This is a genomic window from Stenotrophomonas sp. CASM114 (assembly GCF_049384325.1).
In the GTDB taxonomy this organism is placed as follows: Bacteria; Pseudomonadota; Gammaproteobacteria; order Xanthomonadales; family Xanthomonadaceae; genus Stenotrophomonas; species Stenotrophomonas muris.
This window is the reverse complement of the sequence record NZ_JBMRGJ010000017.1, coordinates 60,539-72,468: the sequence shown is the minus strand read 5'-3', so window position 1 is coordinate 72,468 and position 11,930 is coordinate 60,539. Positions and strand designations below refer to the sequence as shown.

The 11,930-nt window shown below is 67.1% G+C and carries 12 protein-coding genes; 9 read left to right on the top strand and 3 right to left on the bottom strand.

Going from position 1 to position 11,930, the window contains the following annotated elements:
* Positions 1-101: 101 nt before the first annotated feature.
* Positions 102-431, bottom strand: coding sequence for a thioredoxin (gene trxA, locus VG566_RS15460; protein WP_005411275.1), 330 nt, complete (start codon positions 429-431; stop codon positions 102-104).
* A 508-nt stretch (positions 432-939) separates the two neighbouring features.
* On the opposite strand from trxA, the gene rhlB reads away from it, so the two are divergent.
* The 8 genes from rhlB to VG566_RS15420 all read left to right on the top strand — a co-directional run bounded on the left by rhlB (position 940) and on the right by VG566_RS15420 (position 8,082).
* Positions 940-2,661, top strand: a complete 1,722-nt coding sequence (rhlB, locus tag VG566_RS15455; RefSeq protein WP_049404055.1) for an ATP-dependent RNA helicase RhlB — start codon at positions 940-942, stop codon at positions 2,659-2,661.
* 194 nt (positions 2,662-2,855) lie between these two features.
* Positions 2,856-3,542, top strand: a complete 687-nt coding sequence (gene ftsE, locus VG566_RS15450; RefSeq protein ID WP_014648630.1) for a cell division ATP-binding protein FtsE — start codon at positions 2,856-2,858, stop codon at positions 3,540-3,542.
* Between the two features lie 3 nt (positions 3,543-3,545).
* On the top strand, positions 3,546-4,493 hold the full coding sequence (gene ftsX, locus VG566_RS15445; protein ID WP_032961674.1) for a permease-like cell division protein FtsX: 948 nt from the start codon (positions 3,546-3,548) through the stop codon (positions 4,491-4,493).
* A gap of 7 nt (positions 4,494-4,500) precedes the next feature.
* A complete protein-coding gene (locus tag VG566_RS15440; protein ID WP_019660837.1) occupies positions 4,501-5,343 on the top strand; it encodes a response regulator in 843 nt (280 codons plus the stop codon).
* On the top strand, positions 5,340-6,053 hold the full coding sequence (gene ung / locus VG566_RS15435) for a uracil-DNA glycosylase (protein ID WP_197561442.1): 714 nt from the start codon (positions 5,340-5,342) through the stop codon (positions 6,051-6,053). The genes VG566_RS15440 and ung overlap by 4 nt, the downstream gene beginning before the upstream one ends.
* 278 nt (positions 6,054-6,331) lie before the next feature.
* Positions 6,332-7,207 carry an RNA polymerase sigma factor RpoH gene (rpoH, locus tag VG566_RS15430; RefSeq protein WP_005411269.1) on the top strand — a complete coding sequence of 292 codons (876 nt, stop codon included), beginning with the start codon at positions 6,332-6,334 and terminating at the stop codon, positions 7,205-7,207.
* A 175-nt stretch (positions 7,208-7,382) separates the two neighbouring features.
* Positions 7,383-7,766 carry a type II toxin-antitoxin system RelE/ParE family toxin gene (locus VG566_RS15425; protein ID WP_241884811.1) on the top strand — a complete coding sequence of 128 codons (384 nt, stop codon included), beginning with the start codon at positions 7,383-7,385 and terminating at the stop codon, positions 7,764-7,766.
* On the top strand, positions 7,750-8,082 hold the full coding sequence (locus VG566_RS15420; RefSeq protein ID WP_169411602.1) for a helix-turn-helix domain-containing protein: 333 nt from the start codon (positions 7,750-7,752) through the stop codon (positions 8,080-8,082). Before VG566_RS15425 ends, VG566_RS15420 begins: the two co-directional genes overlap by 17 nt.
* A 78-nt stretch (positions 8,083-8,160) precedes the next feature.
* On the opposite strand, the gene purD is transcribed toward VG566_RS15420, so the two are convergent.
* Both purD and purH read right to left on the bottom strand, forming a co-directional pair.
* On the bottom strand, positions 8,161-9,444 hold the full coding sequence (gene purD / locus VG566_RS15415) for a phosphoribosylamine--glycine ligase (RefSeq protein ID WP_014648625.1): 1,284 nt from the start codon (positions 9,442-9,444) through the stop codon (positions 8,161-8,163).
* Between the two features lie 61 nt (positions 9,445-9,505).
* Positions 9,506-11,089: a bifunctional phosphoribosylaminoimidazolecarboxamide formyltransferase/IMP cyclohydrolase gene (gene purH / locus VG566_RS15410; protein WP_005411265.1), complete on the bottom strand. Its 1,584-nt coding sequence runs from the start codon at positions 11,087-11,089 to the stop codon at positions 9,506-9,508.
* 223 nt (positions 11,090-11,312) lie between these two features.
* Between purH and VG566_RS15405 the strand changes: the two genes are divergently transcribed.
* The gene (locus VG566_RS15405; protein WP_241884810.1) at positions 11,313-11,930 is read left to right on the top strand and encodes a CDP-alcohol phosphatidyltransferase family protein; all 618 of its coding nucleotides are present in this window, start codon (positions 11,313-11,315) and stop codon (positions 11,928-11,930) included.

Here is an 11,930-nt window from a genome sequence, read left to right as displayed (position 1 = left end):
TCGGCCTGCGGCGGCATGCAAGGGTCGCCGGGAACAGCATTCATGATGGACGCGGGGCGCCCGCCGGCAGCCGCGGGCGGCGGCTGCCGGGAACAGCAGGATCAGGCCAGGGCCTTGTCCAGCAGGCCGGCCAGCTGGGCCTTGCCCACCGCACCGATCTGCTCGCCGACCTTCTCGCCGTCCTTGAACACGACCAGGTACGGAATCGAACGCACGTGGTACTTGGCGGCCAGTGCGCGGTTGTGGTCGACGTTGACCTTGGCGATCTTGGCGCGGCCCTGGTAGGCATCGGCCAGTTCGTCCAGCGCCGGGGCGATCATCTTGCAGGGGCCACACCACTCGGCCCAGAAATCGACCAGCACCGGTTCCTTGGAATTCAGCACTGCGCTATCGAAGTCGGCGTCGCCGACATGTACAACCTTGTCGCTCATCTTGGTTTCTCGTCTTGGATTGCACCCGGCCATGCCGGAGGTGGGTGAACTGGGCCATGCCCGGTGGCGCGACCCTCGTCGTTGCCTCGCGGCGCACTGCCGCGGTGCGTTCGGCGGGATGCCTGGACGCTCACGGCCGGCAGTGTACCCCTATCGCAGGGCAGGGACAGGCGCCGGTTGGAACCCAGCGTATCGTGATCGCTTCGATGGCCGGTATGTGTCGGATTTCACTGTCTTCCTGTACATGGGGCTGGCAGTGGGCGACACCAGCGAACCCGGGCAGGCCGTTCAAGTCCGGTGTGGCTGGGTGAAGGTGGCGTCTCTGGATGCCATGAGACGCTGCATTCCGGTTTGCCTGCCCGAGTGCGGTAAACTGGGGCATTGTGCGGCGCGCGGACCGGTGGTCCCAGCCTGCCAACCCGCCGCAGGGGCCGCAGTTTGCGACGGTGCCCCTAGACGATGAAGTGCCAGCCGCCCCACGGGCCGGCGGCCATACCAAGACGGACTCATGAGCGACAAACCGCTGACCGATTTGACCTTCTCCTCCTTCGAGCTGCATCCGGCCCTGCAGGCCGGCCTTGAAGGAGCCGGATTCACCCGCTGCACCCCGATCCAGGCGCTGACCCTGCCGGTCGCGCTGCCCGGCGGTGATGTTGCCGGCCAGGCCCAGACCGGCACCGGCAAGACCCTGGCCTTCCTGGTCGCTGTCGTGAACCGCCTGCTGACCCGCCCGGCGCTGGCCGACCGCAAGCCGGAGGATCCGCGTGCGCTGATCCTTGCCCCGACCCGCGAACTGGCCATCCAGATCCACAAGGATGCGGTGAAGTTCGGTTCCGACCTGGGCCTGCGTTTCGCGCTGGTCTACGGCGGCGTGGATTACGACAAGCAGCGTGAGCTGCTGCAGCAGGGCGTGGACGTGATCATCGCCACCCCGGGCCGCCTGATCGACTACGTCAAGCAGCACAAGGTGGTCTCGCTGCATGCCTGCGAGATCTGCGTGCTGGACGAAGCCGATCGCATGTTCGATCTGGGCTTCATCAAGGACATCCGCTTCCTGCTGCGCCGCATGCCGGAACGCACCATCCGCCAGACCCTGCTGTTCAGTGCCACCCTCAGCCATCGCGTGCTGGAGCTGGCCTACGAGCACATGAACGAGCCGCAGAAGCTGGTGGTCGAAGCCGAGACCATCACCGCTGCGCGCGTGCGCCAGCGCATCTATTTCCCGGCCGACGACGAGAAGATCCCGCTGCTGCTGGGCCTGCTGTCGCGCAGTGAAGGCGCGCGCACCATGGTGTTCGTCAATACCAAGGTGTTCGTCGAGCGCGTCGCCCGCTCGCTGGAAAAGGCCGGCTACCGCGTCGGCGTGCTGTCCGGCGACGTGCCGCAGAAGAAGCGTGAGAGCCTGCTCAACCGCTTCCAGAAGGGCCAGCTGGAAATCCTGGTGGCCACCGACGTGGCCGCGCGTGGCCTGCACATCGACGGCATCAAGTACGTCTACAACTACGACCTGCCGTTCGACGCCGAAGACTACGTGCACCGCATCGGTCGTACCGCGCGCCTGGGCGAAGAGGGTGATGCGATCAGCTTCGCCTGCGAACGCTACGCGATGGGCCTGCCGGACATCGAGGCCTACATCGAGCAGAAGATCCCGTCCGAGCCGGTCACCAAGGAACTGTTGACGCCGCTGCCGCGCCCGGAACGCCCGGCCCCGGCTGCTGGCGAGGAAGGTGAGGAGAACGAGAGCGTCGGCCAGATCTTCCGTGAAGCGCGCGAAGCCCGCGCCGCTGAAGAAGAGCGCCGTGGTGGTGGTCGCAGTGGGGGCCGCTCCGGCGGTGGCCGTGGCGAGCGTCGCGACGGTGAGCGCAGCGGCGAGCGCCGTTCGCGTGGCCCGCGCAAGCCGCGCGTGGAAGGCGAGCAGGTTGCAGCTGCCCCGGCCGAAGGTGCTGAAGCCGCTGTCGCCCAGGCTCCGCGTCCGCCGCGCCCGCCGCGCGCCGAGGGCGCGCCGGAAGGTGCCGTGGATGGCGAGCGCAAGCCGCGCAAGCGCCGTCGTCGTCGCCACGGACGTCCGGTCGAGGGTAGCGAGGGTGTGCAGGCCAACGCCGGCAACGGCGCCAGCCCGGTGACCCCGGTGCAGGTGATGGCCAAGCCGGTGCGCACGGCGGCCGACAGCGGCGATTCGTTCCTGACCCGCATCGGCCGCAAGATCCGCCGGATGCTGTCGGGCAGCTGATCGGCGCTGCCGATCAGCGGGTAGCACCCGACCGCTGGTCGGGTCGCTTTGAACGGTAGTGCCGGCCGCTGGCCGGCAGCCATGTGGGTTGCCGGCCGCTGGCCCGCAACCCACATGGCTGCCGGCCAGCGGCCGGCACTACCGATCGGCGCGACCGTCTCCACGAGGTCGCGCCGCTCCTGCATAATCGGGGCATGAGTGTCCTGCGCTTCGACAATGTCAGCAAACAGTACGCCGGTGGCCACGAGGCGCTGATCGATGTCAGCTTCGAGGTCGCGCCGGGCGAGATGCTGTTCGTCACCGGCCATTCCGGTGCGGGCAAGAGCACCCTGCTCAAGTTGATCCACCTCGACGAGCGGCCCAGCCGCGGCGCGGTGGTGTTCGACGAGCGCAACCTGCTGAAGGTGCGCGGCGGCGACGTGCCCCGCCACCGACGCGCGGTGGGCGCGGTCTACCAGGACCACCGGCTGCTGATGGACCGCTCGATCGCCGAGAACGTGGCGCTGCCGCTGATCCTGCGCGGCACCCGCCGTGGCGACATCAGCAAGCGCGTGCGCTCGGTGCTGGAGCGGATGGGCCTGGGCCATCGCGAGAAGGCGCTGCCCTCGCAGCTGTCGGCCGGCGAGCAGCAGCGCGTGGGCATCGCCCGCGCCATCGTCGGCGAGCCCAAGCTGCTGGTGGCCGATGAGCCGACCGGCAACCTCGACCCGACCCTGGCGGCGGAGATCATGGCCCTGTTCGCCGAGCTGCCCTCGCGCGGCACCAGCGTACTGGTGGTCAGCCACGACCTGCCGCTGCTGCGCCGCATGCGCAAGCGCGTGCTGATCCTCGACCATGGCCGGCTGGTGGATGACATCTCGCCGCAGGACCTGGCGGAGTAACCGATGGCGAAGAACGAAAACAGCGAAGCCGCCGCCCCCTCACGCGTGGGCGTCTGGTTCCAGCACCACGTGCACAGCGTGGTGTTCAGCCTGGGCCGCGCCTGCCGCAAGCCATGGGCGACCCTGCTGACGGTGATGGTCATGGCGCTGGCGCTGGCGCTGCCGCTGGGCCTGTCGATCGCGCTGGACAACCTCAAGCAGTTCGCCGGCAGCGTGCAGCAGTCGCGCGACATCAATGTGTTCCTGAAGGGCAACGTCGATGCACCCGGCGCGCTGCGCCTGGCCGGCCAGCTGCGCGACCGCGACGACGTGGCCGAAGTGAACGTGCGCACGCCCGAGCAGGGCCTGCAGGAACTGCGCGATGCCGGCCTGGGTGAGGCGATCGACGCACTCAACGACAATCCGCTGCCTTCGCTGCTGGTGATCACTCCCGGCCAGGGCAAGGACGACGCACGCCTGGCGCGCGCGCTGGAAAGCCTGCCGGAGGCCGATCTGGTGCAGCACGATGCGCTGTGGCGCCAGCGCCTGGATGCCTGGCTTGCCTTCGGTGCGCGGCTGGTGCAGGTGCTGTCGGTCCTGCTCGGCGCGGGTGCCGCGCTGGTGGTCGGCAACACGGTGCGCCTGGACATCCAGGCCCGCCGCGAAGAGATCGGCGTGCTGCAGCTGCTCGGCGCCAGCGATGGCTTCATCCGCCGCCCGTTCCTGTATCTGGGCGCGTGGTACGGCCTGGGCGCCGGCGCGGTGGCGCTGGCCCTGATCGGCGCTGCGGGTGCCGCCCTGCGCATGCCGCTGGCCGAACTCTCGCGCAGCTACGGCAGCCCGTTCGTACTGCACGGCCTGGACCTGCTGCACGGCGGCCTGGTCCTGCTCGGCACGCTGCTGCTGGGTTGGCTGGGCGCCTGGCTGGTCACCGGCCACTTCCTCCGCCAGACCCGCCCGACCGACACCTGAGACCGGCATGCAACCGCAAGCGCTGAAACACCTTGAAGGGCCCGCGACGCGGGTGATGGTGGTCGATGGCTCGAAGCTGGTGCGCAAGCTGATCGCCGACGTCCTGCAGCGTGACCTGCCGGGCGTGGAGGTGATCGGCTGCGACAGCATCGAGGACGCACAGCAGGCGCTGGCACAGGGGCCGGTGGACCTGGTGACGACCTCGCTGACCCTGCGCGATGGCGACGGCCTGGCGCTGGCGCGGATGGTGCGCGAAGCGGCCGGCCAGGCCTATGTGCCGGTGATCGTGGTCTCCGGCGATGCCCAGCAGCACCTGGAGCAGCGCCGCTTCACCGAGTACGTCACCGACTATTTCGACAAATCGCTCGGCCATGAAGCACTGGCGACCTTCATCCGCGGCTACGTGCAGCCGCAGACCATCCCCGGTGCCACCATCCTCTATATCGAGGACAGCCGCGTGGTGGCCGAGGCTACCAAGCGCATGCTGGAACGCCAGCAGTTGAACGTGCTGCACGTGGTCAGCGCCGAAGAAGCGTTCACCCTGCTCACCGCCGAGTCGCTGGGCCGCAGTCGCCACCGTATCGACCTGGTGCTGACCGACGTCACCCTGAAGGGCGAACTGAGCGGTCGCGACGTGGTGCAGCGCGTGCGCGTGGATTTCGGCTACGGCAAGCGCCGCCTGCCGGTGCTGGTGATGACCGGCGATGGCAACCCACACAACCAGACCGGGCTGCTGCAGTCCGGTGCCAACGACCTGGTGCTCAAGCCGATCGAAGAACGGCTGCTGGTCACCAAGGTGCTGTTCCAGCTGAGGCTGGCCCGATTGAACGATGGACCTCTGTTGCGATGATGGATGAAGTAGCCGACACCCCGACGATCCAGCTGGAACCGAGCTGGAAGCAGCATGTCGGCGATTACCTGTTGCAGCCGCAGATGCGCGAGCTGTCCAGCTTCCTGCGCCAGCGCAAGGCCAGTGGCGCGGCGGTGTTCCCGCCCGGCCCGCAGATCTTCGCCGCGTTCGACGCCACGCCGTTCGAGCAGGTGAAGGTGGTGATCCTCGGGCAGGACCCGTACCACGGTCGCGGCCAGGCACATGGCCTGAGTTTCTCGGTGCCGCCGGGCGTGCCGGTGCCGCCGTCGCTGCTGAACATCTACAAGGAGATCGAGAGCGATCTCGGTATCCCGCGTCCGGACCACGGCTGCCTGATTCCGTGGGCGCAGCGTGGCGTGCTGCTGCTCAATGCGGTGCTGACGGTGGAAGAGGGCAAGGCCGGTGCGCACCAGGGTCGTGGCTGGGAAGGCTTCACCGACCACGTGGTGGATGTGCTCAACCGCGAGCGCGAAGGGCTGGTGTTCATGCTCTGGGGCGCCTATGCGCAGCAGAAGGGCAAGGTGATCGACACCCGCCGCCATCGCGTGCTGAAGTCGCCGCATCCGTCGCCGCTTTCGGCCCATCGGGGCTTCCTCGGCTGTCGTCATTTCTCGATGGCCAACGAGTACCTGCAGCGCTGCGGCCAGGCCCCGATCGACTGGTCGCTGCCGCCGCGCTCGGCACTCTGAGGGCTGGCGGGCCGCTGGGCCTGAACACCGGGCAACGTTCCCGGGCCTGAATGGGCCTTCAGAACGGCCCGTTCAGCTCCGCTTGACCGGAATCGGCCGCTTTACGCCAGCTAATTGCTTGAATTCCAAGGGATTGTGAATCCCGAAAAGCATGCTCGCCACTGTCATCAAATCGCGCTACGGTAGGGCTCTGTTTGGGACCAGTGTTGCATCAATGGGATGCTGGAACTTTTTCCTCCTTTAGCAGTCCAAATCCCGGACTGCTAAGATGGGTGCCTATGAGCCAGAACACCTCTACTGCCCTTGTGGCAAACAATCTCCCGATTCCCAGTGCGCTCGGTTCGCTGGACGCCTACATCGGTGCCGTGCACCAGATCCCGGTGCTGTCGGTCGATGACGAACAGGACCTGGCCCGTCGCTTCCGCGACGGCAACGATCTGGACGCTGCCCGCGAGCTGGTGCATTCGCACCTGCGCTTCGTGGTGCACGTGGCCCGCGGCTACAACGGCTACGGCCTTGCCCTGGGCGACCTGATCCAGGAAGGCAACATCGGCCTGATGAAGGCGGTCAAGCGCTTCGACCCGGACATGGGCGTGCGCCTGGTCTCCTTCGCGGTGCACTGGATCCGTGCCGAGATGCACGAGTTCATCCTGAAGAACTGGCGCATCGTGAAGGTCGCTACCACCAAGGCGCAGCGCAAGCTGTTCTTCAACCTGCGCAAGTCGAAGACGCGCCTGGGCTGGATGAACGCGGCTGAGGTGAGCGCGGTGGCCAAGGACCTGAACGTTTCCGAGCGCGAGGTCATGGAAATGGAGTCGCGCCTGTCGGGTCGCGATATCGGGTTCGATGCGCCGACCGACGAGGACAACGAGCACGCGCCGCCGTCGCCGGCTGCGTTCCTGGTTGCCGATGACGAAGACCCGTCGATGGCCTACGAGCGCGAGGACAGCGAAGACAACCAGATGCAGCTGCTGCGCGAAGGCCTGGCGGAACTGGATGCTCGCTCGCGCGACATCATCCGCCGCCGCTGGCTGGACGCGGACAGCAAGGTGACGCTGCAGGAACTGGCCGACGAGTACGGCGTGTCGGCCGAGCGCATCCGCCAGGTTGAAGCGAACGCGCTGAAGAAGATGAAGGCGCTGTTCACCGCGTAAGCGGGAAGGCGTTGGAATGAAGAAAGGCCCGGCGGAGATGCCGGGCCTTTTTGTTTCTGGAGCGCATCCACGCATGGCGTGGATCAATCCTGGCGCCAGGGCGGCAGCTGCGCCGACCGGAGCATGCGCTGGACGCTGATTTTCACGCCGTACCACTCGGTGGCACGGTATGATCATGTCACGTGTCTTCCGCACTCGAAGCTTCAACCGCAGTACACGACGTTCTTCACTGACCGATAGAGCCTTGTGCCGCGCGGCGGTGGAAATGCGTCAAGGACGGATTGATGCAGATATAGGGGGCGGCCTTCTCAAAAAGCGGGTTGCGCTGCCGGGCCGCGGAAAGCGCGGTAGCGCCCGCGTTATTGTCGCAACTAAGGTGGGGCGCTACTGGTTCTTTCTCTTCTGCTACGAGAAGAACGCGCGCGCGACCATCAGTAGTGCGGAACGGGACGCCCTTCAGCTGTATGTGTCTGAGTTCTTGAGAATGAGCCCTGAACAGTTGGACAGGGCAGTTATCTGCGGAGAACTGCAGGAGATTTGCCATGACAAAGACGGTTGAACATGGACGTGCAAAGAGTGCGATCCTCGATGCGGTGCATGAAGGCGCGGCGGGCCTTTACGCCAGCGGCTTCATCGACAAGCGGCGCATGAGCATGTACGAGGCGCTTTGTCTGGGGCCTGTGCCCGAATACAGCAGCGCCCAGATCCGTGCACTTCGCACGTCGTTGGAACTTAGCCAGCCGGTGTTCGCAGGTGTGCTCAACACCAGCGTTTCGACGGTCCGTAGCTGGGAACAGGGCGGGAAGAAGCCGAGCGGGCCGTCGCTGAAGCTTTTGAACCTGATTGATCGGAAGGGTCTCGAAGCAGTCCTGTAAAGCAAAGGCCCGGCAATGCCGGGCCTTTGCTTTACCGTGGTATTCAATCCGCGCCATGCATGGAAGCGGGGGTGTGCCTCACCCCTCGCGTGCGATCGCGCGCCAACCAATGTCGTTGCGGTGGAACGCGTTGGCCCAGCTCACCTTGGCCACGCCGGCATAGGCATTGGCCTGCGCGTCGCGCACGCTGTCGCCCAGTGCGGCCACGCACAGCACGCGACCGCCCGCACTGACCACGTGGCCCTGCGCATCCAATGCCGTACCGGCATGGAACACCTTGGCACTGGCCGGCACGTCGTCCAGGCCGGAAATCACGTCACCGGTGATCGGCGCTTCCGGGTACGGCCTGGCCGCCAGCACCACGCCCAGCGACGGGCGCGCGTCCCACTGCGCTTCGACCTCATCCAGGCGGCCATCGATGGCCGCTTCCACCAGCTCGACCAGGTCCGACTGCAGGCGCAGCATCACTGGCTGGGTTTCCGGGTCGCCAAAGCGCACGTTGAATTCGATCACCTTCGGTGCGCCGCTGGCATCGATCATCAGGCCGGCGTAGAGGAAACCGGTGAACGGGATGCCGTCGGCGATCATGCCCTGCACGGTGGGGTTCACCACCTCGCGCATCACCCGTGCATGCACCTCCGGCGTCACCACCGGGGCCGGCGAATAGGCGCCCATGCCGCCGGTGTTCGGGCCGGTGTCGCCGTCGCCGACGCGCTTGTGGTCCTGCGAGGTGGCCATCGGCAGCGCATGCACGCCGTCCACCATCGAAATGAAGCTGGCTTCCTCACCGTCGAGGAATTCCTCGATGACCACGCGCGCACCGGCATCGCCAAACGCGTTGCCGGACAGCATGTCACGCACCGCGTCCTCGGCCTCGGTCAGGCTCATCGCCACGATCACGCCCTTGCCGGCGGCCAGGCCATCGGCCTTGACCACGATCGGTGCGCCCTTCTCGCGCACATACGCCAGCGCGGCGTCCACGTCGCTGTGCACGGCGTAGTACGCGGTGGGGATGTTGTGGCGCGCCAGGAAGTCCTTGGCGTAGGCCTTGCTGCCTTCCAGCTGCGCGGCGGCGGCGGTTGGCCCGAAGATGCGCAGGCCGGCGGCGCGGAAGCGGTCGACCACGCCGGCCACCAGCGGTACTTCCGGGCCGACCACGGTCAGCGCTACGCCTTCGGCCTGGGCCAACGCCAGCAGGCCGTCGATATCGGTCACCTTGACTGCCACGTTGCGGCACGTGTCTTCGCTGGCGGTACCGGCGTTGCCGGGCGCCACGATCACTTCGGTGACACGGGAGGACTGGGCCAGCTTCCATGCCAGGGCGTGTTCGCGGCCGCCAGAGCCGATGACGAGGATCTTCATGGGACAGGGTTCTCGGGTACGGAAGAGAAAAGCCGGGCAGCGCCCGGCTTCGTGATGCGGATCAGTGGCGGAAGTGGCGCACGCCGGTGAACACCATGGCCAGGCCATGTTCGTCGGCGGCGGCGATCACTTCGGCATCGCGCATCGAACCGCCCGGCTGGATGACCGCCTTGATGCCGGCGGCTGCAGCGGCATCGATGCCATCGCGGAACGGGAAGAACGCATCGGAAGCCATCACCGAACCCTCGACCACCAGGTTCGCATCGGCGGCCTTGATGCCGGCGATGCGGGCCGAGTACACGCGGCTCATCTGGCCGGCGCCCACGCCAATCGTGCGGTTGTCCTTGGCGTACACAATCGCGTTGGACTTCACGAACTTGGCCACCTTCCAGGCGAACAGCAGGTCGGTGAACTGCTTGTCGGTCGGCGCCAGCTTGCTGACCACCTTCAGTTCGTCGCGGGTCATGCCGCGGTTGTCCGAGGACTGCAGCAGCAGGCCCGAGCCGACGCGCTTGCTGTCGAAGTTGTTCAGGCCATCACCGTGCGGGATGCGCAGCACGCGCACGTTGGCCTTCTTCTGTGCGTATTCCAGCGCGGCCGGCTCGTAATCCGGGGCAATCAGCACCTCAACGAACTGGCGGTCGAGGATGACCTTTGCAGTGGCCGCATCCAGCGGCTTGTTGAAGGCAATGATGCCGCCGAAGGCGCTGGTCGGGTCGGTGGCGTAGGCCAGCTCGTAGGCATCGCCGTTGCCGGCGCCAACCGCCACGCCGCACGGATTGGCGTGCTTGACGATGACGCAGGCCGGCGCATCGAACTGGCGCACGCATTCCCACGCCGCGTCGGCGTCGGCCAGGTTGTTGTAGCTCAGCTCCTTGCCCTGCAGCTGCTGGAAGGTCGCCAGCGTGCCCGGCACCGGGTACAGGTCGCGGTAGAACGCGCCGCTCTGGTGCGGGTTCTCGCCGTAGCGCAGGTCCATCACCTTCACGAAGGTGGAGTTCATCTGCGCCGGGTACTCGGCACGTGCCGGTACGGCGGCGTCGGTGGCGGTGACCGCCGACAGGTAGTTGCTGATCGCCGCGTCGTACTGGGCGACGCGGTTGAACGCGGCCACCGAGAACGCGAAGCGGGTGGCGGCCGACAGCTGGCCGTCGTTGGCCGCCAGCGAGGCCAGCAGTTCGGCGTACTGCGACGGGTCGGTGGCCACCGCCACGCGGGCGAAGTTCTTGGCCGCCGAACGCAGCATGGCCGGGCCGCCGATGTCGATGTTCTCCACCGCGTCGGCCAGGGTGCAGTCGGCCTTGGCGGTGACCGATTCGAACGGGTACAGGTTCAGCACCAGCAGGTCGATGGCACCGATGCCGTGCTCAGCCATCACCGCATCATCCAGGCCGGAACGGCCCAGCAGGCCGCCGTGCACCATCGGGTGCAGGGTCTTGACCCGGCCGTCCATCATTTCCGGGAAACCGGTGACGTCGGCCACGTCCTTCACGGCCAGGCCCGCATCGCGGATCGCCTTGGCGGTGCCGCCGGTGGACAGCAGCTCCACGCCGCGTGCCGCCAGCGCAGTGGCCAGCTCGACCAGACCGGTCTTGTCGGAAACGGAGAGGAGGGCCCGGCGGACGGGCAACAGATCAGCAGTCATGGGACAGAATCGGCAGCGGAGCGGGGCCGATATTGTAGGCGGTGGGGGCCGGTGGCGGGCGCTGGAAGGGGGAATTTGCCGTGGCGATCGACGCAAGGCCGGGTCGGGCACACCGATCCGGCCCGATCCGGGGGCTGGCCTGCGGACTAGAGCAGGGTTGTCGGAATCTGCCAACGATGGGGTAGGCTGTGCCCGCACTGCCAAGGATCAGCGGGTACGGATCATGTCGATCTATGCATTGAAAGGACGTTTCCAGGACCTGTTGCGTCCAGCCGTACGCGGTCTGTACCGCATGGGGATCACTGCCAATACGGTGACCGTGGCCGCTGCCGTGTTCTCGCTGCTGGTGGCCGCCGCCGTCTGGTGCTGCGCGCCGGCCCAGCCCCTGCTGTACCTGCTGCTGCCACTGTGGATGCTGCTGCGCATGGCGCTCAACGCCGTGGACGGCATGCTGGCCCGCGAGTTCGGCCAGCAGTCGCGGCTGGGCGCCTATCTGAATGAGCTGTGCGATGTGATCGCCGATGCGGCGCTGTACCTGAGCCTGCTCAGCGTGCCGGGCGTGCGCCCCGAGATGCTGTGGCTGCTGGCCTGGACCGCGGCCCTGAGCGAGTACGCCGGGGTGCTGGGGCTGATGGTCGGTGCCAGCCGCCGCTATGACGGCCCGATGGGCAAGAGCGATCGCGCGTTCGTGATCGGTGCGCTGGGCCTGCTGCTGGCGTTCGAGTGGGTTGGCGCGATGACGGTCACTGGCGTGGCCGCGGTCATGGCGGTGCTGTGCGTGCTGACGATGGTCAACCGCGTCCGTCGGGGACTGCGGGAAGCAGCGGTTTCGCCGAATTAA

What these genes read in the sequence shown, in the direction of transcription:
- purD (WP_014648625.1), bottom strand. Translation starts at nt 9,444, where the DNA reads ATGAAGATCCTCGTCATCGGCTCTGGCGGCCGCGAACACGCCCTGGCA.
- rpoH (WP_005411269.1), top strand. Translation starts at nt 6,332, where the DNA reads ATGAGCCAGAACACCTCTACTGCCCTTGTGGCAAACAATCTCCCGATT.
- ung (WP_197561442.1), top strand. Translation starts at nt 5,340, where the DNA reads ATGATGGATGAAGTAGCCGACACCCCGACGATCCAGCTGGAACCGAGC.
- VG566_RS15405 (WP_241884810.1), top strand. Translation starts at nt 11,313, where the DNA reads ATGTCGATCTATGCATTGAAAGGACGTTTCCAGGACCTGTTGCGTCCA.
- ftsE (WP_014648630.1), top strand. Translation starts at nt 2,856, where the DNA reads ATGAGTGTCCTGCGCTTCGACAATGTCAGCAAACAGTACGCCGGTGGC.
- ftsX (WP_032961674.1), top strand. Translation starts at nt 3,546, where the DNA reads ATGGCGAAGAACGAAAACAGCGAAGCCGCCGCCCCCTCACGCGTGGGC.
- rhlB (WP_049404055.1), top strand. Translation starts at nt 940, where the DNA reads ATGAGCGACAAACCGCTGACCGATTTGACCTTCTCCTCCTTCGAGCTG.
- purH (WP_005411265.1), bottom strand. Translation starts at nt 11,089, where the DNA reads ATGACTGCTGATCTGTTGCCCGTCCGCCGGGCCCTCCTCTCCGTTTCC.
- VG566_RS15440 (WP_019660837.1), top strand. Translation starts at nt 4,501, where the DNA reads ATGCAACCGCAAGCGCTGAAACACCTTGAAGGGCCCGCGACGCGGGTG.
- trxA (WP_005411275.1), bottom strand. Translation starts at nt 431, where the DNA reads ATGAGCGACAAGGTTGTACATGTCGGCGACGCCGACTTCGATAGCGCA.
- VG566_RS15420 (WP_169411602.1), top strand. Translation starts at nt 7,750, where the DNA reads ATGACAAAGACGGTTGAACATGGACGTGCAAAGAGTGCGATCCTCGAT.
- VG566_RS15425 (WP_241884811.1), top strand. Translation starts at nt 7,383, where the DNA reads ATGTCACGTGTCTTCCGCACTCGAAGCTTCAACCGCAGTACACGACGT.